This is a genomic window from Paraburkholderia sp. J63 (genome assembly GCF_905220245.1).
Lineage (GTDB): Bacteria > Pseudomonadota > Gammaproteobacteria > Burkholderiales > Burkholderiaceae > Paraburkholderia.
Window position 1 is genome coordinate 27,616 of the sequence record NZ_CAJMZF010000022.1, and the last position, 20,865, is coordinate 48,480.

Genomic DNA, 20,865 nt, shown 5'->3' on the forward strand with positions numbered 1-20,865 from the left:
CGCCCGTGCCGCGCCATCGTCCATTCCGACTAAGGTCTAACGCGGGTCCAGTCAGGGAAGCGCTTCCACGTCCGGCATCCGGTACGCGCCGCTGAGCACGCTCGATTTCGGCTCATACGAGCGGGCGAACAGCATGAACGGCTGGCCGCCGGCCGGCGTGGGCAGCCAGTTCGACAGCTTGTCGGCGGCGGGCGGGTCGGGCTGGAGCCAGATTTCGATGCTGCCGTCGGCATCGGCTTTCACGTTGGGCGTCCAGCTGCTGATCTGGTAGCGGTGCAGGGGGTTATCCACGAGGAATTGCCCGCTCTTGCCCCCCGAATAGAGCGTGACCGACCAGAACGCGTTGGACGGAATCCCGCCTGCCGGCAGCCGCAGCCGATAGCGCTTGCTGCCGGTGAGCGGCTGCCCTTGCGCATCGGCGAAGGTGTTCCAGTAATTGGCCTCCCGGCGGTCGAGGCCCAGCATGCCCATCCCGAGCGCCAGCGCGAACGCGCGTTGCTGGTAATTGCGTTGCTCGGTAGTGCCAAGCTTGTTGCCCGGCGGGCTGTAGTTGATCCAGCCGTGCGTGTGGCCTTGGGCGAGATACCACGCAAAGAACTGGTTCTCGAGCTTCGGATAGCTCGCGCGCCACGCGGCTTTCGTCACCTCGGGCAGCGCGGCCCAACTGCATGGCGCCCCGCAGATGCCGATTGCCCGGTACTTTTCGATGAGCGCCTGGTCGCGCTCGGGCGGCGGATCGAGCGCCAGCATCTGATTGACGACGTCGACGAAATTTTTCGGGTCGCCGGAGACGGGCTGCAAGCGAGACTGCATAGCTGGCGCTTGCGCGGCGGAAGACGGCGTGCCGGCGAGCGCGATCGTGAAGCCGTCCTGAATCGCATTGGCCGCCTGCTGGTCGGCGGGACCGTCAACGGCCACGCGCAGATTCACGTAGACGTCGTTCGTGGACGCGCGCACGAGTTTCATGCCCGCGGGCGCCTCGCCCTTCCAGTCCGGGCCCACCAGATAGTATTGCTGCGCGCCGGTGCCCGTCGTGCGCCGCCCGGCGTAAAAGAACGTGTTCGAATAAAAGTCGATCAGCGTGAGTACGTAATAGCGGTCGTGCGTATCCGGCGTGCGCAGGATAACGGGCCCGCGCGCGAGATCGATCCACGCGGTCGAATAAAGCGCTTCGACAATGGGACCGTTTGCCCATCTATCGTCCGGCGTGGCGATCTTGCGCGAATGCGCGAAGTGATCGAGCGTCGTGCTGGTGCGGCTGTCCGTGGTTTCCAGCGCGCTCCAGCGATAAGTGGAGAGCAGATAAAGCGGGTAAGCGTAGTCGAATGCTTCGCCGATGGTTCCGCTAACCGCCGCTTGCGGAGCGGATTGCGCGTTCGCGCCGGGCATGATCGCCGCCATCACGCAGAGCGCGATGCCCATGCGCGCCGCGGGGCGTAATACCGGACGCAATACCGGGCCCAGGAAATGCCGCCCGCTGCGCTTGAATACCTTCGTGCCAGAAACCGCCAATTCATCCTCCCTGATTTATCGACCTCGTTGCCTGTTTCGCAGGCCGATGATCAGGGGACGATCGTGCCCTCGCCTCGTCCGCATGGACCAGGTATAAACCCGGAAATCGCCGGGGCGAGGATCAGCTAACGGATGACTACTGGACCACTAATGGACCACGCCCTTGAACAGCGCAGTCAAACTCGCGGTCATCATTTCCACCGCAATGGCGGCCAGGATCATGCCCATCAAGCGTTTGGTAATGGCGGTCACCTTGGGCGAGAGAATCCGCCCGAGCAACGGCGCGGAGAAAAGCGCCGCCGCCAATAATCCGAGGAAAACGGCGAGCCCCAGCGCGAGGCTGGCCACTTGGCCTTGCTGCACGGCGGTGTGTCCAAATACGATCAGCGTCGCAATCGTGCCGGGGCCGACGAGCAATGGCATCGTGAGCGGGAAAATGGCCACGTCCTGATCGCCGCCGCTGCCGCTCATTTCGTTTTGCCGCGGCGTGTGCTGCGCGCTCGACGAGCCGTGCAGCATGTCGAGCGCGATGAGCAGCACGAGCAGGCCGCCCGCGAGCCGGAAGTCGTCGATGGTGACGCCGAATACGCCGAGAATGGCGTCGCCCACGCTCACCGAAATCAGGCATCCAATAGTCACGCCAATGAAGGTGACGCCCGCGATCTTTCGTTTAGTGGCATCGGTCGCCCCTTCGGTCAGCGAAAGGAACACCGGAATATTCGCAATCGGATTCATGATTGCAAATAGCGCCGAAAACACTTTCACCGAGAACGAAAGATCGAAATGCATCGGTTCAACCTCGCTGAAGTTCGCCGGCCAGCTTGCCGACGGTAATCACGGCCTGCTCGATTTCATCGCTCCACGCGCTGCTGTAATTGAGCCGGATGAAATTGCGGTACGACTGCTCGAAGATTGAAAACATGTGTCCGGGGCCGATCGTGATGCCCTGCTCCAGCGCGCGCGTATAAAGGCTCAGCGCGTCCACCGTTTCCGGCAGCTCGATCCAGAGCACATAGCCGCCCACGGGCCGCGAAATGCGCGTGCCCTGCGGAAAGAAACGCGAAACGATCGCGCGCATCAGGTTGGCCTGCTGCGCGTAATGCTTGCGCACGCGCCGCAGATGGTGCTCGTAGCCGTCGCGCTCCAGAAACTCGGCAATCGCGATTTGCGGAATCGTGGCCGTGGTGAGCGTATTGAGGAATTTCAGCTTTTCCACCTGATCGCGATAGCGCCCCGGCAGTGCCCACCCAACGCGGTACGCAACGGTCAGGCTCTTCGAGAACGAAGCACAATGGAGCACGAGCCCCTGCGTGTCGAGCGATTTGAGCGTGGTGGGATGTGCCTCGCCGAAATAGAGCTCGTTATAGACGCCGTTTTCAATGACCGGAATATCGTGCCGCGTGAGGAGCGCCATGAGCGCGCGCTTGTTCGCATCGGGCATCATGAAGCCGAGCGGGTTCTGGAAATTCGGCATGATCATGCACGCGGCAATCGGTTGCGACGCGGGCTGCGAGGCGATGATCCCGGCGAGCGCATCGACCTCGATGCCGTGTTCGGGGTGCGTGGCCACTTCGATCGCGTGCATCCCCAGGCGCTCGATGGCGTGCAGCATCGCATAGAACGTCGGCGATTCCACGGCGATCACGTCGCCGGGTTTCGCCACCGCCTGGAGGCACAGATTGATCGCCTCCGTCGCGCCCACGGTGATGATGATCTCGTTCGGGTCGATGCTCATGCCGTTTTCGAGGCCACGGCGCGCGATCTGGCGAATAAGCCGCGCGTTGCCGGGCGGCAACGCATCCGTCACGCCCCAGATGGCCTTGCCGCGGCCCGCCTCGTAGGCGTAACGGTTGAGCTTGTCGAACGGGAACGGGCGCGGGTCGGGGTACGGCGAGCCCAGCGGCACGGCCTCGTCCACGCCGATCGAGCGCAGCGTCGACAGCACGAGGCGGCTCACGTCCACGGGCGACGAAACCGGCACCGGCCGGGACGGCCGCAATTCCGGAATGCGCGAGTCCTCCGGAGCGCTTTCGTCGCTGACGAAATAGCCGGACTGCGGGCGGCTCGCGATCAGGCCACGGCTCTCCAGAAGAATATAGGCGCGCAGCACGGTCGTGATGCTGACCCGGTGCTGCAAGCTCGTCTGGCGTATCGACGGCAACTTTTCGCCGCGGCGATAAACGCCTTGCCGGATCGATCGTTCGAGGTCGTCGGCGAGCTTTTCGTACAGTTTCATCCAACGCCCTCCGTGGCGTTCTCTGGTGGCCGTTCCTTGGCGTTCCCTGGCTCCTCCAGCGCGAGGCCGATCGTAGCAGAACTGTACTCTTCGGGCCCGCCCCGATTTGTGCATTTCCCTCATGAGTCCGTCCCCTTACCCTTTCACCATCGCACCGTCGCCTTGTTTGCAGGCGCCGACATGAATCTGGAGCTTGATGAATGGAAGGGCTGATATGTCCACGAACCCCACCGAAGCGCACGCCGCCGAGCGTTTTGCTGTGCATTCCCCCGCGCATTCCGCCGATACGTCCCGTCACACCAGGGAGCGCAACGTGAATCTGCTGGAAGCCATGCGGATTTACGTGCGCGTAGTCGAGCGCGGCAGCATCTCCGGGGCCGCGCGCGACCTCGACATCGGCCAGCCCGCCGTGAGCGAGCGCATCGAGCGGCTGGAGAAGTATCTCGGCTGCCAGTTGCTGCTGCGCAACGCGCGCGCGTTCCAGTGCACGCCCGAGGGCATCATCTTCCACGAACGCAGCAAGTCGGTGCTCGGCGCCGTCGAGCAGGCCCTCGCGGAAGTGTCGAACGAAGATCAGGTCGTCAAAGGCACGATCCGCATTGCCGCGCCGCACTGTTTTGGTGAAACCGTGCTGCCCGAAGGCCTCAAGCGCATCCGCGAAAACTGGCCCGGCCTCGATATCGAGCTCGTGCTGAACGACCGGCTCGCCGATCTCGTGACCGAAGGCGTGGACATTTCGTTCCGGCTCGGCCAGCTCGGCGATGGCGCGTTCATCGCCTACCCGCTCGGGCAGGTCGAACGGCTGCTCGTGGCGTCGCCCGATTATCTGTCGCGGCATGACGCGATTGTCGAGCCCGCCGATCTCGCGAAGCACAGCTTTATTCGCGTGAAGGGCGCCTTCGACGCGGACCAGCTGCCGCTCGCGAAAGGCACCGATATCGTCGACAGCATGGCGATCCGCACGTCGATCAAGACCAATCACTGGCGGCCCATGTATGAAATGGTGCTGGCCGGCGTGGGCATCGGCGTGCTCGAAGCGCCCGCTGCGCGCGACGCCATTGAGCGCGGCCAGCTCGTGCGCTTGCTGCCGCACTACGAAGTGCCCGCGCTCGCGCTGAACCTGCTGATTCGTCCGCAGCGTCCGGTGCCGGTGCGCGTGCGCAAGATCGTCGAGATCCTCAAGGCCTACGTGTCCGAAGTGCTCGTTAAAGAACCGCCCACGCAAATCTTGCCGACACCCGATCGTTAATATCGGCAAAAGCTGCGTGGCGCGAACTCGCCGATTGCCTATCTTTAGTGGATGCTGTCCAACGAAACAGGAGCGCGACGATGACTCAAAAGCTGGTTGTGGCGACCTTCGACAATCTCGACGTTGCACAACGCGCGGCCCGCGATTTAAGGAACTTCGAAAAGGATGGCGACGGGTTCAAGATCGAAAGCGGCGCCATGGTCCAAAAGAGTGCGGACGGCAAACTCACGGTACTCAGCCAGTACACCGAATCGTATTGGGGAACGGTCATAGGCGCGGTGACGGGCGGCCTGATCGGCTTGCTCGGCGGTCCGCTCGGCGCGCTGGCCGGCGTGACCATCGGGGCCGGCGCGGGGCTGGCCGGGCATGCGATCGAACACGTTCTCGACGCCAAGCTCACGAAAGCGATCACAGAGGAACTCAAGCCCGGCAGCGTCGCGCTCATTCTCGAAACCAAAGAGCCGCCCGAATACGAAATTGAAAACGTCGTGCTCGGATATGGCGGCAAGGTGTTCACGCAGCCGCTGTCGTGGTGAAGCACGGAGCACAGCGATGGCCAAAGTCCTCTGTGTTCTCTACCCCGACCCTCAAACCGGTTATCCGCCTCATTACGTTCGCGACACGATTCCCGAGATCGCCGTCTACGCCAACGGCCAGAAAGCGCCCAATCCCACGGGCCCGCTCGGCTTCAAACCCGGCGAGCTCGTGGGCTGCGTTTCCGGCGAACTGGGGCTGCGCGCCTGGCTGGAGCAGCACGGCCACGAACTGATCGTGACGAGCGATAAGGACGGCCCGGATTCGGCGTTCGAGCGCCATCTGCCCGAAGCCGAGGTCGTGATCTCGCAACCGTTCTGGCCCGCCTACCTGAGCGCGGAGCGCATCGCCAAGGCCAAAAAACTCAAGCTCGCGCTGACCGCGGGCATAGGCTCCGACCATGTCGATTTGAAAGCCGCGGCGCAAGCGGGCATGACGGTAGCCGAAGTCACGGGATCGAACAGCATCAGCGTAGCCGAGCACGTGGTGATGGTGACCCTCACGCTGGTGCGCAATTACCTGCCATCGCACGCGTTTTCGGCGGCCGGCGGCTGGAATATCGCCGAATGCGTCGAGCGCAGCTACGACGTCGAAGGCATGCATTTCGGCACGATCGGCGCGGGCAGAATCGGGCTCGCGGTGCTGCGCCGGCTCAAGCCCTTCGGCCTCGTGTTGCACTACACCCAGCGCCATCGCCTCGCACCCGAAATCGAACATGAGCTGGCGCTCAACTGGCATCCCGATCCCGCCTCGCTGGTTCGCGCGGTCGACATCGTGAACCTGCAGCTTCCGCTTTATCCCTCCACCGAGCATTACTTCAACGACGCCATGTTCGCCGAAATGAAACGCGGCGCGTACCTCGTCAATACCGCACGCGGCCAGCTGGTCGAGCGCGATGCCGTGGTGCGCGCGTTGCAGTCCGGCCGGATCGCGGGCTACGCGGGCGACGTCTGGTATCCGCAACCCGCGCCGTCCGATCATCCGTGGCGCACCATGCCGTTCAATGGCATGACGCCGCATATCTCGGGCACCACGCTTTCCGCGCAGGCGCGCTACGCGGCGGGCACGCTCGAGATTGTGCAAAGCTTCTTCGGCGGCACGCCCATACGCGAGGAATATTTGATCGTCGATGGTGGCAATCTGGCTGGAACGGGCGGCGTATCGTATCAACTCACTTAATGGAGGCGCACGGGGGGCGCGCCTTCGATCATGCCGGTGGCCTGGCGTCGCTAGCGATGGTCGCGGGCGCGGCGAGCACCACGCCCTTCTCCGTGACCGCGCGATGAATCGCCTCGGTCAGCGCGTTGTTGACTTCGATGAGCCTGCGCACTTCATCCTGTATCTTCAGGAGCGCCTCGGCGTCCTTATAGGTCTGCAGCGCCTGCTTGTCCGACGCCGCGGCCGCCACCTTCTGGCCCACCATGATGACCGACAACAGCACCAGTTGCAGGAAGGTCTGCGCGACCCAGGCGATGAGCGTGGGCACGCCGCCCTGAATCGCCGAGGGCAAGCTGATGAGCGCGATGATCGCGAAGATATAGGCGCACCACATCGTCCCCACGGCGTTGGTGATGGCAAGCGCGATTCGCCCGTTCAGGCCGACGTGCTCGTGCGTGGTCAGGTGCGGTCCCGCTTGCTCCCGTTCCTTGATGCGCGGGTCGGGTTGCGGGTTGGATTGCGGGTTGGGCTGCGAGCCGGATTTCATTCTGGAGTCCCTATTGATTGGCGGGTGAGTGGGTGAACCGATGAGCGAATGTCATGTGCCGATGATCGCGGCAACCCTGTTGATCGCGTGCCGACGCCGGTGCCATAATTCGTGAACCGCCCTGTTCGGAGTGAACGACGCCGTTTCCGGCGAGGAGCAGATGATGAAACGTGAACGAACCGGTCAGCACCGCGGGTTTCTGCACGACCTGAAGTGGATAATCATTCTCTGGTGCGTCGGCTTTGGCGCCACCGTCCTCCTTACGCTGCCGTTTCACTTTATCGTCCACGCGATGATGCATAAATAAGCAGCTGTCCGCGAAGGCAATCAATCCCGCCGTCATTCCGGCTGTCATTTCCTCCGTCACGCATGCGCTTCGAACGCCGCTTCGGCGCGCAGGCTTTCCAGATCGCGGCCCACTGTTGCAACAGCGAGCCGTCTGCTGCCGCGCCAATAGGTGGCGGCGCACTCATGCGCGTCGGGATCGCCATCGATATCGACACGGTCCCAGCCCTCGGCGTGGCCCACATAGTTGACCGCGAGGTCGTAATGCTGTGTCCAGAAGAACGGCACCGCCTCGAAGCGCTGCTGCTGCCCCAGCATGTTGCGCGCGGCAACCGTGCCCTGGCGTTCGGCCACGACCCAGTGCTCGACGCGGATGCGCTCGCCCGAGTGCGGATCGGGCCAGCGCGCAATATCGCCCGCTGCATAGACATCCGCTGCGCTGGTCTGAAGATATTCATTCACGGCCACGCCGCGCTCGATCGCGAGACCCGCCTCGCGGGCCAGCGCGACTTCAGGCTCGACGCCGATACCGGCGAGCACGAGCTCGGCCGGCAATTCGTCGCCGGTCGAGAGCTTCACGCTATGCGCCGTGATTTCGCTGACGTCGGCGCCCACGTGAAAAACCACGCCGTGCGACTCGTGCAGTTTCTTCAGCATATCGCCCAATGCCGCGCCCAAGACCTTTTCCATCGGATGCGCGCCACGCATGACCACATGCACTTCGAGCCCGCGCGTGCGCAACGCGGCGGCCGCTTCGAGTCCGATAAAACCCGCGCCGACCACGACGCAGCGGCGCGCCGCGGGCAGACGCGCAATCAGCGCGTCACAGTCGGCCAGCGAGCGCAGCACGCGCACGTGGGGCAATTGCGCGCCGGGAACCGCGAGCTGGATGGGCTTCGCGCCCGTCGCAAGGAGCAATGCGCCATAGCGCTCGCGCGTGCCATCGGCAAGCACAATCCCCTTGTTGGCCGGGTCGATCTGCGCGATCTGCTGCCCGCAACGCACGTCGATGCGCTGCTCCGCATAGAACTCCGGCGACCGCAGCGGCAGCCACGCGGGATCGGCCGTGCCCGCGAGATAGTCCTTCGAGAGATTCGGCCTGTCGTAGGGCGGCGCGGCGTCGGCGCTCCACACGGTGATGGGGCCTTCGTAGCCCTCGCGTCGCAGCGTCATCGCGGCCGCATTGCCGGCCGCGCCGCCGCCGATGATCGCGACGGACTCCGGCAGCTTCGCAGCATTCAGCCTCGGCGGCGCCACGGCGGGCTGCGCCTCGCGCACGAAGGCGCGGCCGCCCGATTGCTCCACGCGCCAGCATTTGAGGCCATCGAGCGCCGGTGCGTGGGCGACCTGCCCGTCGCGCAGGCAGAACGCTGCATGGTGCCACGGGCAGCGGATCGTATCGCCCACCACGAGGCCATCGGCCAGCGGGCCGCCGTAGTGCGTGCAAGTCGCGCCGACGGCAAACAACTCGCCGCCCTGGCGCACGAGCAGCACGGACTCGTCGCCGACCTGACCGCTCACCATGCCTCCATCGGCGATCTCGTCGAGGGGCACGCCCTGCGTCAAATCGCGCCCCGATGCAGCGCTTGAATCGTTCGACATTGCACCACTCCTTTCATGTTTGCACATCGCGTTTCGCCGCCCGGCTCGCGCCCGGCTCGATCAGCGCGCGCACGACGCGGCCAGCTTCCCGACCGTGATGACGGCCTGCTCGATCTCGCTCGACCACGGGCTGCTGTAGTTGAGCCGGATGCAATGGCGATAGTGGCTCGAGATCGAAAACATATAGCCGGGCCCGATCGTAATGCCTCGCTCCAGCGCGAGTTCATAGAGCTTCATCGAATCGACTTTTGCCGGCAATTCCACCCAGAGCACATAGCCCCCCGCCGGGTTCGACATGCGTGTGCCCGCGGGGAAAAAACGCGCGACCATCGTCTTCATCATATTGGCCTGCTGCGCATAGTTCTTGCGCACGCGCCGCAGGTGATGCTCGTAACCATCCCGTTCGAGGAATTCCGCTATCGCGAGCTGCGGAATCACCGAAGTCGTCAGCGTATTCAGAAACTTGAGCTTCTCGACCTGATCGCGGTAACGGCCGGGCAAGGTCCAGCCGATGCGATACGCGGCCGTGAGGCTCTTGGAAAACGAGCCGCAGTGAAGCACCATGCCCTGCTGGTCATACGATTTCAACGTGGTCGGATGTGAATCGCCGAAATACAGTTCGTTATAGACGCCATTTTCAATCACGGGAATCTGCGCCTTGCCGAGCATCTCCACGAGTTCGCGCTTGCGCTCGTCGGGCATTTGAAAGCCCAGCGGATTCTGGAAATTGGGCATCACCATGCAGGCCGCAATCGGTTGCGACGCGCGCTGCGATTCGATGATCTGCGCGAGCGCGTCGATCTCGATGCCGTACTCGGGATGGGTTGCCACCTCGATGGCCTTCATGCCCGAGCGCTCGATCGCGTGCAGCATGGCGTAGAACGTGGGCGACTCGACAGCGATCACGTCGCCGGGCCTCGCAACGGCCTGCAGGCACAGGTTGATCGCCTCCGTCGCGCCCACGGTCACAATGATCTCGTTGGGGTCCACGGCCATGCCGTTTTCGAGGTAGCGCCGCGCAATCTGGCGCACGAGATCGGGGCAGCCCGGCGGCAACGCATTGGTGATGCCCCAGAGCGCCTTGTTGCGCCCCGCGGCCGACGCATAGCGATTGAGCTTTTCGAACGGGAACAGCGAGGGGTCCGGATAAGGCGAGCCGAGCGGGACCGCGTCGTCGGCGCCAATCGAGCGCAACGTCGAGAGCACGAGGCGGCTCACGTCGACGCTGGCCGATACGGCAATGGGCCGGGTCGGGCGCAATTCGGCCGCGGGCCGGTTGCCCTCGGCCATTCTCTGGCTCACGAAATAGCCCGACTGCGGACGGCTCTCCAATACGCCCCGGCTTTCTAGCAGCAAATACGCGCGAATCACGGTGGTAATGCTGATGCGATGCTGCTGGCTCGCCTGCCGAACCGATGGAACCCGCTCGCCGGGCCGATATACGCCCTTGCGTATCAGCGATTCAATATCGTCCGCGAGCTTTTCATAGAGCTTCACCGTGTCCTCCCCTGCTTCTTTTCACTCTTGTCGCGCACAGCACAGCGATTGAAGTGTACTGCGGCGCGCCGAACTGTACTCTAAAAAGTCGCCCGGTTCTGTGCGTCATGGGGTGCAGGCCGTTGAGACAACATAGCTGAAACGCGCAACGCAATGCACCGCGCTGCGGCGCGCAATGCGAAATGCGCAACACCCGATATTTAATATCGGATCAATCGATTTCTCACGAGTCCGATATCTAGTATCGGATCGACAGATGTTCACATTGGCTTGATCCACTCATAGAATTTGATTGTCCAATTGTCCCTTTTTGTGGTTCGCATGGGCCCGTTTCAGACCGATCCGGATACGCCCGCCCACCACTTCATGACATTTCAATTCCTTTGCGGCTGACCTTTGCGGCGGCATGCAAGAGACCTACTCTACGAAAGATCGTGCGTGGTGAGAGAACGCCAGTTTCATCTCGTACGCCAGTGTGCGAGGCAAGTCGAGCGCATTAACCGCTCATTAACCGCTTGGGCGATATGTCCGGGCGTACCGTTCGCGGTTACCGCAGGAGTCGTCTGATGCCCATGCCCAAGCCCGATCCGCAAGCCGTCGTGAGTCCGGTTACGTCCAGCGCGATCTTCATCGTCGCCACGCTCAATGCCGGCGCCGGCCATGCGTCCGTGGTGCGCGACTGGTGCGGCGACATCTCCGCACTCGTGCGCGCGGTCGGCAAGCGCGTGCCGTCCGCGTACTTGTCCTGCGTGTGCGGGTTTGGCTCCAGCGCATGGGATGCGTTGTTCGGCAATCCGCGTCCTGCCGCGTTGCATCCGTTTCAGGAAATCCGTGCCGGCAATCGCGCGGCGATCGCAACGCCGGGCGACATTCTCCTGCACATTCGCGCCTCGCATATGGACCTGTGCTTCGAGCTGGCCACGCAGATGCTCGAACGACTCGGCGACGCCGTCACGGTCGTGGACGAAGTCCACGGCTTTCGCTTCTTCGACATGCGCGACGTAATCGGCTTTGTCGACGGCACCGAGAATCCGCAGGGCAACGACGCCACGCACTTCACGCTGATCGGCGACGAGGACGCCACGTTCGCAGGCGGCAGCTATGTGATGGTGCAGAAATACCTGCACGACATGAAAGGCTGGAATGCGCTGCCGGTCGAAGCGCAGGAGCGCATCATCGGCCGCAAGAAGCTTTCCGATATCGAGCTCGCGCCCGACGTCAAACCGACGAATTCGCACAGCTCGCTCACGACGCTCGACGAGGACGGCCAGGAGATCAAGATCCTGCGCGACAACATGCCGTTCGGCCGTGTCGGCGAAAAGGAGTTCGGCACTTATTTCATCGGCTATGCGCGCTCGCCCGCGCCCATCGAGCAGATGCTTCGCAACATGTTCGTCGGCCGGCCGCCGGGCAATTACGACCGCCTGCTCGATTTCAGCCAGGCCGTCACCGGCAATCTGTTTTTCGTCCCTTCGGCCGACATGCTCGATGCGCTCGTCGAACCCGGCGCGCAGGCCGCCTGGGCTCGCTCGTCCGGCGCAGCGGCGAGCGCCGGCGCGAATGAGGACGGTTCATTGAATATCGGCTCGCTCAGGGACTCGCTCAGGGAAACCCACATGAAGGACACCAGGAATCATGCGTAATCTGCATCGCGAACTCGCGCCCATTTCGGACGCGGCATGGGCACAGATCGAAGCGGAAGTGGCCCGCACCTTCAAGCGCTCCGTTGCGGGGCGTCGCGTGGTGGACGTCGAAGGCCCGAAGGGCGCCACGCTGGGCGCCGTGGGCACCGGCCACCTGCGCGCGATCGACTCGCCGGAGCAAGGCGTTGGCGCGAGATTGCGCGAGGCGCGCGCGCTCGTGGAATTGACCGTGCCGTTCGAGCTGCAACGAGACGCCATCGACGACGTCGAGCGCGGCGCGGAGGACTCCGACTGGCAGCCCGCGAAAGACGCTGCAAAGGCGCTCGCGTTCGCGGAGGACCGCGCCATTTTCGACGGCTATGCGGCGGCCGGCATCGTGGGCATACGCCCGGCCTCGTCCAACGCGCCCGTCGCGCTGCCCACCGACGTGGACGACTACCCGACCGCCATCAGCAACGCGCTGGAGGCGCTGCGCCTCGCCGGCGTGGACGGCCCCTATTCCGTGCTGCTAGGCGCCGACGCCTATACAGCGCTCGCCGAAGCGCGCGACCAGGGCTATCCGGTCATCGAGCATCTTCGCCGTATCGTCAACGGCAAGATCATCTGGGCGCCCGCGATCCAGGGCGGCAGCGTGCTGTCCACGCGCGGCGGCGACTACGAACTGCATCTCGGCGAGGACCTCTCGATCGGCTATCTGAATCACACGGACACCCGCGTCCGTTTGTACCTGCGCGTAACCTTCACGTTTTTGATGCTGACCAGCGAGGCGTCGGTGCCGCTCGCGCTTTCGGCAACCGGGTCGACCACCGCGTCGGCCACGGCGCCCAAAGCGGCAGGCTGACGCCATTCATTTGCAGAACGAACTTCCCCACGGATAGAGGTGACACGACCATGCCCACACTCTGCGATATCTGCCATGCCCGTCCCGCCGTTGCGCGCGTTGTCGTGACCGAAGATGGCGAGCGCAAATCGCTGTCGATCTGCGACTACCACTATCGGCAGTTGATGCGTCATCAAAGCATGCTCAATCCGTTCGACTCGCTGCTCGGCGGCGGGGGCGGCGGCCTTTCGCGTCTCCTGAGCGGCATGGGCGACGAAGAAGGTCTCTCGGCCAGCGTGCCGCGCGAGTCGGTCGACGCCACCGAGGCGTTCAGCGAGCAAACGATGGAGCTCCTGCAGCGCGCCGCGGAGAAAGCGCACGAGCTGCACCGCACGGAGCTCGATACCGAGCATGTGCTCTACGTGCTCGCCGACACCGACGTGTGCGCGACCTTGCTCAAGGAGCTCAAGCTCTCGCCGCAGGACATCAAGAGCTATATCGACGAGCACGCGAAGCACGGCACCGCCAGCGACGACGATGACGAAGAGGTGCGCATGACCGTCTCGCCGCGCCTGAAAAAAGCCTTCCAGTATGCGTTCCAGGCTTCGCGCGACCTCGGTCATTCCTATGTCGGCCCCGAGCATCTGCTGATCGGCCTTGCCGCCGTGCCCGACAGTCTCGCCGGCACCCTGCTCAAAAAATATGGCGTGACGCCCGAGGCGTTGCGGCAGAAAGTGGTCAAGGTCGTGGGCAAGGGCGCGGAAGACGGCCGCGTCGAGACCCCGAGCGGCACGCCGAATCTCGACAAGTTCGGCCGCGATCTCACCGCGCTCGCGCGCCAGGGCAAACTCGATCCGGTGCTGGGCCGCGCGCAGGAAATCGAAAGCACGATCGAAGTGCTCGCGCGCCGCAAGAAAAACAATCCGGTGCTGATCGGCGAGCCGGGCGTGGGCAAAACGGCCATCGTAGAAGGGCTCGCGCAGCGCATCGTGAACGGCGACGTGCCCGAGGTGCTGCGCGGCAAGCGGCTCGTCGAAGTGAACATCAACTCGATGGTTGCGGGCGCGAAGTATCGCGGCGAGTTCGAGGAGCGCGCGAAGCAGTTGATCGACGAGGTCACGGCGAAGAACGACGAACTCGTGCTCTTCATCGACGAGCTGCATACGATCGTGGGCGCGGGGCAAGGCGGCGGCGAAGGCGGGCTCGACATCGCGAACGTGCTCAAGCCGGCGCTCGCGCGCGGCGAGCTGAGCCTCATCGGTGCGACCACGCTCAACGAGTACCAGAAGTACATCGAAAAGGACGCGGCGCTCGAACGGCGCTTCCAGCCCGTGCTCGTGCCCGAGCCCAGCGTCGAGCAGACGATCGTGATCCTGCGCGGCCTGCGCGACAAGCTCGAAGCGCACCACCAGGTCACCTTCGCCGACGACGCGTTCGTCGCGGCGGCCGAATTGTCGGACCGCTACATCACCTCGCGCTTTCTGCCCGACAAGGCCATCGACCTGATCGATCAGGCGGCGGCGCGCGTGCGCATCGGCGCGACCTCACGGCCCGCCGATATTCAGGAGCTCGAAGCAGAAGTCGCGCAGCTCAAGCGCGAGCAGGATTACGCGTCCTCGCGCAAGCGCTACGACGAGGCGAAGGCATTCGAAGAGCGTATCAGCGGCAAGCAAAAGCAGCTCGACGAGCAAATGGAGGCGTGGCAGCGCAAGACCGGCTCCGAAACGCTCGAAGTCACGGTGGCCTCGGTGGCCGAGGTGGTCTCGCGCCTCACCGGCGTTCCGGTGGCCGAGCTTACGCAGGAGGAGCGCCAGAAGCTGCTCAAGATGGAAGACAAGCTGCGCGAGCGCGTGGTGGGCCAGGACGACGCCGTGGTCGCGGTCAGCGACGCCGTGCGTCTCTCGCGTGCGGGCCTCGGCCAGGAGCACCGGCCGATTGCCACTTTCCTGTTCCTCGGACCCACGGGCGTGGGCAAGACCGAGCTTGCGAAGGCTCTCGCGGAAAGCGTGTTCGGCGACGAGCAGGCCATCATCCGCATCGACATGAGCGAGTACATGGAACGCCATGCCGTGGCGCGGTTGATCGGCGCGCCGCCCGGCTATGTGGGCTACGACGAAGGCGGCCAGCTCACCGAGCGCGTGCGACGCCGCCCTTATAGCGTGATCCTGCTCGACGAGATCGAGAAGGCGCACCCGGACGTCTACAACGTGCTGCTCCAGGTGTTCGACGACGGCCGGCTTACCGACGGCAAGGGCCGCGTGGTGGACTTCAGCAATACGGTGATCATCGCCACGAGCAATCTGGGCGCGCCGATCATCATGGAGAACCTCTCGCAGCCCGAAGCCGAACGCAAGAGCGACAAGGCCATCCGCGAGGCAATGATGCAGGTGCTCAAGGGCCACTTCCGCCCCGAGTTCCTCAATCGTATCGACGAGATCATCATCTTCAACGCGCTCTCGAAGGAAAACATTCGCGCGGTCGTGCAGATTCAGCTCGACCGTGTGGTGCGCACGGCGGCGGCGCAGGACATCACGCTGAAGATCGGCGAAACGCTCGTCGATCATATGGTCGATGTCGGCTATCAGCCCGAATTCGGCGCCCGCGAACTGAAGCGCAAGATCCGCCAGGAAGTGGAAACGCGTCTCGCGAAGGAGATTCTCGGCGATGCGCTGAAGCCCGGCGACAGCGTGGAAATCGACTACGACAAGGACAGCGACGAAGTCAAATTCAACAAAATAGCGTCGCCAGACTCTTCAATCAGTTCGGATTCCCGATCAAAAACCGCGAAGGCATCCAACGGCGAAGATGTGACGAAGGACGCCGAAGGCGAAGCGCCCGCGAAAAGCGCTGTGGCCGGAAAGGGACGCAAGAAGCGCAGCACGCGCGAGTCCGGCGCGAGCGCCGAGTAATTCATCCGAGGCAGAGCGGCGCCCCGCAAGGGGCGCACCTTGAACCCGCAGCCTGAACCGTTATGGAGTTTCCTATGACCAAGCAACGCGAAGTGCCCGGCATCCACCCCTACGATGGGCCCGCCGGCGGCTGGGGCGCGCTGCGGGCGACCGCTCAGGCCATCCACCAGCAAATGGAAAGCATCGAGGCACCCATTGTGCTGTTGCGCACGAACCAGCCCGACGGTTTCGATTGCCCCGGATGCGCGTGGCCCGACAAGGAGCACCGCTCGACCTTCCAGTTCTGCGAGAACGGCGCCAAGGCCGTGACCTGGGAGGCCACGACCAAGCGCGTGACGCCCGAGTTCTTCGCGGCCAATACGGTCACCTCGCTGCTCCAGAAGACCGACTACGAGCTCGAGGACATGGGCCGGCTCACGCATCCGCTCGTCTACGACCGCGCGACCGATACGTTCCGCGCCGTGGACTGGGAGGACGCGTTCGCGCGCATCGGCGAGATTCTGCGCTCGCTCACGCCGGACCAGGTGGAGTTCTACACGTCCGGCCGCGCCTCGAACGAAGCCGCGTATCTCTATCAACTGTTCGCGCGCGAATACGGCACGAACAATTTCCCCGATTGCTCGAACATGTGCCACGAGCCCACCAGCGTGGGCCTGCCGCAGTCGATCGGCATCGGCAAGGGCACGGTTTCGCTCGAAGATTTCGACTCGGCCGAGCTCATCATCTCCATCGGCCACAACCCCGGCACGAACCATCCGCGCATGATGGGCACGCTCCATGAAGCGTCGCGGCGCGGCGTGCCCATCATCGTCTTCAACCCGCTGCGCGAGCGCGCGCTCGAACGCTTCGCCGATCCGCAGAGCATGTTCGAGATGGCGACGTTCAGCTCGACCCGCATCGCCTCGACGTATTTCCAGGTCGACGCGGGCGGCGACGCGGCGGCGCTCAAGGGCATCATGAAGGCGCTGCTCGCGATGGAGGCCGAGGAAGGCAATGTGCTCGACAAGGAGTTCATCGCCGCGCATACGCAAGGCTTCGACGCGTTCGCCGCGGACCTCGAAGCCACCTCGTGGGACGACATCGAAAAAGCGAGCGGCCTCACGCGGCCGGACCTCGAGCATGTCGCGATCGCCTACGCGAAGTCGAACGCGACGATCGTCACCTATGGCATGGGCATCACGCAGCACAACAAGGGCACGGCGAACGTGCGGCTGATTGCCGACCTGCTGCTTCTGCGCGGCAACTTCGGCAAGCCCGGCGCCGGCATTTGCCCGCTGCGCGGCCACTCCAACGTGCAGGGCAATCGCACGGTGGGCATTACCGAGAAGCCTTCGGAAGCCTTCCTCAAGCTGATTGAAGATGCGTGCGGCTTCACCCCGCCCGCCGAACACGGGCACGACGCGGTCCAGGCCATGCAGGCGATGATCGACGGCAAGGCCAAGGCGCTGCTCTGCCTCGGCGGCAACTTCGCGGTCGCGCTGCCCGATTCGGAGCAGTCCTTCCCCGCGATGGCCAAGCTCGATCTGGGCGTGCATATCGGCACCAAGCTCAATCGCACGCATCTGCTGGTTTCGAAGGAGACCTATATTTTCCCTTGCCTCGGCCGCACCGAACTCGACATGCAAACCACCGGCAGGCAGTCGATCACGGTGGAGGATTCCATGTCCATGGTCCATGCCTCGGCCGGAAAGCTCACGCCCGCTTCCGAGCACCTGCGCTCCGAGCCCGCGATCGTGGCCGGCATGGCGCGCGCCGCGCTGCCGAACACCAGGCTGCCGTGGATGGAGCTCATCGCCGATTACGACAAGATTCGCGACCTGATCGAGAGGACCGTACCGGGCTTCGAGGACTTCAACGCGCGCATTCGCGTGCCCGGCGGATTCCGCCTGCCGCTGCCGCCCACCGAGCGCCAGTGGCACACGCCATCGGGCAAGGCCATGTTCTCGGTCTACGGCGGCGTGAAGGAAGACGCCGACGTGCTGGGCGGCGAAAACGTGATGCGGCTCATCACGATCCGCAGCCACGATCAGTACAACACAACGATCTATGCGATGGACGACCGTTACCGCGGCGTGTTCGGGCGGCGCGACGTGCTGTTCATGAACGAAGCGGACATGGCGGAAAAAGGCATCGAGCACGGCGACCTGGTCGACATCGAAACGCTCACGCCCGGACGCACGCTGCGCCTCGCGAATATCACGGCGATCGTCTACAGCATTGCGAAGGGATCGGTGGCGGCCTACTACCCGGAGGCCAACGTGCTCGTGCCGCTCGACTATATCGACAAGGAAAGCGGCACGCCCTCGTACAAGTCGGTGCCGGTACGCGTCGTGCGCGCGGCCGCCTGACCCGGCACTGCGCATTCCCGGCCGCCCGGGCGAGCCATGACCGACTCGCCCGGCCCCCTCCTCTGCATACCTGGAGCTCGCACCCATCATGCACATCTTCGACGCATTTCATCTGGCGAGGCTCCAGTTTGCATTCACAGTCTCGATCCACATTATTTTTCCGGCGATCAGCATTGGCATGGCGAGCTTTCTCGCCGTGCTCGAATGGCGCCTGCTGCTGACCGGCGACGCGGCCTACAAGGACATGTACCGCTTCTGGTCGAAGATCTTCGCGGTGGGCTTTGGCATGGGCGTGGTCTCCGGCGTCGTGATGGCCTACGAGTTCGGCACGAACTGGAGCGGCTTTTCGACGGTCGCCGGCAATATCACCGGGCCGCTGCTGACCTATGAAGTGCTCACGGCCTTCTTCCTCGAAGCAGGCTTTCTCGGCGTCATGCTGTTCGGCTGGAATCGCGTGAGCCCCAAGGCGCACTTCTTTTCCACGCTGATGGTCGCCGTCGGCACGCTGATCTCCACGTTCTGGATTCTCGCCTCCAACAGCTTCATGCAGACGCCCCAGGGCTATGCCATCGAGAACGGCCGCATCGTGCCGGTGGACTGGTTCAAGGTGATCTTCAACCCGTCGTTCCCGTTCCGGCTCGCGCATATGACGATTGCCGCGTTCATCGTGGCGGCCTTCATCGTGGCGGCGTGCGGCGCGTGGCATCTGCTGCACGGGCGGCGCGACGTGCCCGTCAAGCGCAGCTTTTCGATGGCGCTCTGGATTCTGCTCGTGCTCGCACCGGTGCAGATCGTCGTGGGCGACGCGCACGGCCTGAACACGCGCGAATATCAGCCGGCCAAGATCGCGGCCATCGAAGGGCTCTGGGAAACCGAGCATGGCGGCACCGCGCTCAATCTCGTCGGCCTGCCCGACATGAACGCGGAAGTCACGCGCTACGCCATCCAGATTCCGCATCTGGGCAGCCTGATTCTCACGCATAGCTGGAACGGCGAGATTCGCGGCCTCAAGGAATTTCCGCCGCAGGACCGCCCCTATTCGCCCATCGTGTTCTGGACCTTCCGCATCATGGCCGGGCTCGGCATGCTGATGCTGCTGGCCGCGCTGCTGGGCCTCTGGCTGCGGCTGCGCGGGCGTCTCTATGAAACGCGCTGGTATCAGTGGTTCGTCTTCTGCATGGGGCCGTCCGGCATTCTGGCGTTGCTGGCCGGCTGGATCACGACCGAGGTGGGACGCCAGCCCTGGACCGTGTACGGCGTCATGCGCACCGTGGATTCGGTGTCGCCGATCGGTGCGCAGCAAGCGGGCGTTTCGCTGCTGATACTCGTGATCGTCTACTGCCTCGTGTTCGGCACGGGCGCCTACTACATGCTGAAGATGATGAAGAACGGCCCTGCCGAAGGCATCGAAAGCCAAGAATCGCTGAAGTACCCTGGATTGCACAACCGGGCGCTGGACGCCGTGTCGGGAGAGTGACGCCATGCAAATCGATCTTCCTGTTATCTGGGCCGCCATCATCGGACTCGGGGTCTTCATCTACGTGATGCTCGACGGCTTCGATCTCGGCATTGGCCTGCTGTTTCCGTTCTTCGAAGGCAAAGGCGAACGCGAGGTCATGCTCAACACGGTCGCGCCGGTCTGGGACGGCAACGAGACCTTTCTCGTGCTGGGCGGCGCGGGCCTCTATGGCGCATTTCCCGTGGTCTATTCGACGCTGCTGCCCGCCAACTACATGCCGCTCATCCTCATGGTCGTGGGCCTGATCTTTCGCGGCGCCGCATTCGAATTGCGCGCGAAAGCCACTCGCACGCAGCATGCCTGGGACCTCGCGTTCATCGGCGGCTCGGCGCTCGCGGCCATGTGCCAGGGCATCGTGCTGGGCTCGCTCCTGCAAGGCATCAAGATCGTCGACGACAAGTTCGCGGGCGACCCGTTCGACTGGTTCTCACCGTTCAGCGTGTTTTGCGGATTCGGTGTCCTGATTACTTACGCAGCGCTCGGCTGCGGCTGGCTCATTCTCAAGACCGACGGCGAGTTGCAGCGCAAGATGCGCCAGTTGATGCGCCCGCTCGCCGCCGTCTTGCTGGCCGCCATCGCCGTGGTGAGCCTGTGGACGGTGCTGGGCCTGCCGGCCGTCGCGCAGCGCTGGTTCGCGAGCGGCGATCTCGGCTGGTTCCTGCCCGTGCCCGTTCTCGTGCTCGTGTGCGTCGCGGGCATCTTCCGCTCGGTGGGCCGCCAGCATGAGGCCATGCCCTTCCTGCTCACGCTCGCGATCTGCTTTCTCGGCTACACCGGGCTCGTGATCAGCATCTGGCCGTACATCATTCCGCCCTCGCTCACGATCTGGCAGGCCTCGTCGAGCCATTCGAGCCAGCTCTTCGCGCTCGTGGGCACGGTCATCGTGCTGCCGGTCATTCTCGTCTACAACGCCATGCAGTATCGCGTGTTCCGCGGCAAGGTCCGGGAAGGAGACGCGGGCTACCACTGATCGCACGAGCGCCGTGGCGCGCCGCCAGGCGCGCCA

Annotated in this window: 16 protein-coding genes; 9 read left to right on the plus strand and 7 right to left on the minus strand. The window is 64.0% G+C overall.

Translation table 11 applies throughout. The annotated features are described in order from the left end of the window. Positions 1-51 precede the first annotated feature (51 nt). The 3 genes from U5775_RS22695 to U5775_RS22705 all read right to left on the minus strand — a co-directional run bounded on the left by U5775_RS22695 (position 52) and on the right by U5775_RS22705 (position 3,748). Positions 52-1,512, minus strand: coding sequence for a DUF1254 domain-containing protein (locus U5775_RS22695; RefSeq protein ID WP_322060338.1), 1,461 nt, complete (start codon positions 1,510-1,512; stop codon positions 52-54). A gap of 147 nt (positions 1,513-1,659) precedes the next feature. Next, positions 1,660-2,301 (minus strand): MarC family protein, encoded by a 642-nt coding sequence (locus U5775_RS22700; RefSeq protein ID WP_322060339.1) that lies wholly within the window; start codon positions 2,299-2,301, stop codon positions 1,660-1,662. A 4-nt stretch (positions 2,302-2,305) separates the two neighbouring features. Further along, on the minus strand, positions 2,306-3,748 hold the full coding sequence (locus U5775_RS22705; protein ID WP_322060340.1) for a PLP-dependent aminotransferase family protein: 1,443 nt from the start codon (positions 3,746-3,748) through the stop codon (positions 2,306-2,308). Between the two features lie 313 nt (positions 3,749-4,061). Between U5775_RS22705 and U5775_RS22710 the strand changes: the two genes are divergently transcribed. From U5775_RS22710 to U5775_RS22720, 3 genes are all read left to right on the plus strand, one after another. Continuing rightward, positions 4,062-4,997 (plus strand): LysR family transcriptional regulator, encoded by a 936-nt coding sequence (locus U5775_RS22710; RefSeq protein WP_322060418.1) that lies wholly within the window; start codon positions 4,062-4,064, stop codon positions 4,995-4,997. A gap of 98 nt (positions 4,998-5,095) precedes the next feature. Beyond that, the gene (locus U5775_RS22715) at positions 5,096-5,533 is read left to right on the plus strand and encodes a DUF1269 domain-containing protein (protein ID WP_322060341.1); all 438 of its coding nucleotides are present in this window, start codon (positions 5,096-5,098) and stop codon (positions 5,531-5,533) included. 16 nt (positions 5,534-5,549) lie between these two features. Beyond that, positions 5,550-6,710 (plus strand): NAD-dependent formate dehydrogenase, encoded by a 1,161-nt coding sequence (locus U5775_RS22720; RefSeq protein ID WP_322060342.1) that lies wholly within the window; start codon positions 5,550-5,552, stop codon positions 6,708-6,710. Between the two features lie 28 nt (positions 6,711-6,738). Here the strand turns inward: U5775_RS22720 and U5775_RS22725 are convergent, their stop codons facing one another. Genes U5775_RS22725 through U5775_RS22740 form a run of 4 tightly spaced genes read right to left on the minus strand, consistent with a single transcriptional unit; the run spans position 6,739 to position 10,620 of the window. Continuing rightward, positions 6,739-7,236, minus strand: coding sequence for a hypothetical protein (locus U5775_RS22725; RefSeq protein WP_322060343.1), 498 nt, complete (start codon positions 7,234-7,236; stop codon positions 6,739-6,741). Positions 7,237-7,246: 10 nt separating this feature from the next. Then, the gene (locus tag U5775_RS22730; RefSeq protein WP_322060344.1) at positions 7,247-7,591 is read right to left on the minus strand and encodes a hypothetical protein; all 345 of its coding nucleotides are present in this window, start codon (positions 7,589-7,591) and stop codon (positions 7,247-7,249) included. A gap of 8 nt (positions 7,592-7,599) precedes the next feature. Further along, complete coding sequence (locus U5775_RS22735) at positions 7,600-9,123, minus strand: FAD-dependent oxidoreductase (protein WP_322060345.1); 1,524 nt, start codon at positions 9,121-9,123, stop codon at positions 7,600-7,602. A 60-nt stretch (positions 9,124-9,183) separates the two neighbouring features. Next, the gene (locus U5775_RS22740) at positions 9,184-10,620 is read right to left on the minus strand and encodes a PLP-dependent aminotransferase family protein (RefSeq protein ID WP_322060346.1); all 1,437 of its coding nucleotides are present in this window, start codon (positions 10,618-10,620) and stop codon (positions 9,184-9,186) included. Between the two features lie 566 nt (positions 10,621-11,186). Between U5775_RS22740 and U5775_RS22745 the strand changes: the two genes are divergently transcribed. The 6 genes from U5775_RS22745 (at position 11,187) to cydB (ending at position 20,829) form a co-directional block, all read left to right on the plus strand. Then, entirely contained in the window at positions 11,187-12,263 is a 1,077-nt protein-coding gene (locus tag U5775_RS22745) for a Dyp-type peroxidase (RefSeq protein WP_322060347.1), read from the plus strand. After that, entirely contained in the window at positions 12,256-13,104 is an 849-nt protein-coding gene (locus U5775_RS22750; RefSeq protein ID WP_322060348.1) for a family 1 encapsulin nanocompartment shell protein, read from the plus strand. The genes U5775_RS22745 and U5775_RS22750 overlap by 8 nt, the downstream gene beginning before the upstream one ends. 50 nt (positions 13,105-13,154) lie before the next feature. Then, on the plus strand, positions 13,155-15,992 hold the full coding sequence (locus U5775_RS22755) for an ATP-dependent Clp protease ATP-binding subunit (RefSeq protein ID WP_322060349.1): 2,838 nt from the start codon (positions 13,155-13,157) through the stop codon (positions 15,990-15,992). A gap of 74 nt (positions 15,993-16,066) precedes the next feature. Continuing rightward, positions 16,067-18,340 (plus strand): FdhF/YdeP family oxidoreductase, encoded by a 2,274-nt coding sequence (locus U5775_RS22760; protein WP_322060350.1) that lies wholly within the window; start codon positions 16,067-16,069, stop codon positions 18,338-18,340. Between the two features lie 88 nt (positions 18,341-18,428). Then, the gene (locus U5775_RS22765) at positions 18,429-19,817 is read left to right on the plus strand and encodes a cytochrome ubiquinol oxidase subunit I (RefSeq protein ID WP_322060351.1); all 1,389 of its coding nucleotides are present in this window, start codon (positions 18,429-18,431) and stop codon (positions 19,815-19,817) included. A gap of 4 nt (positions 19,818-19,821) precedes the next feature. Then, complete coding sequence (gene cydB, locus U5775_RS22770; protein ID WP_322060352.1) at positions 19,822-20,829, plus strand: cytochrome d ubiquinol oxidase subunit II; 1,008 nt, start codon at positions 19,822-19,824, stop codon at positions 20,827-20,829. Positions 20,830-20,865 lie beyond the last annotated feature (36 nt).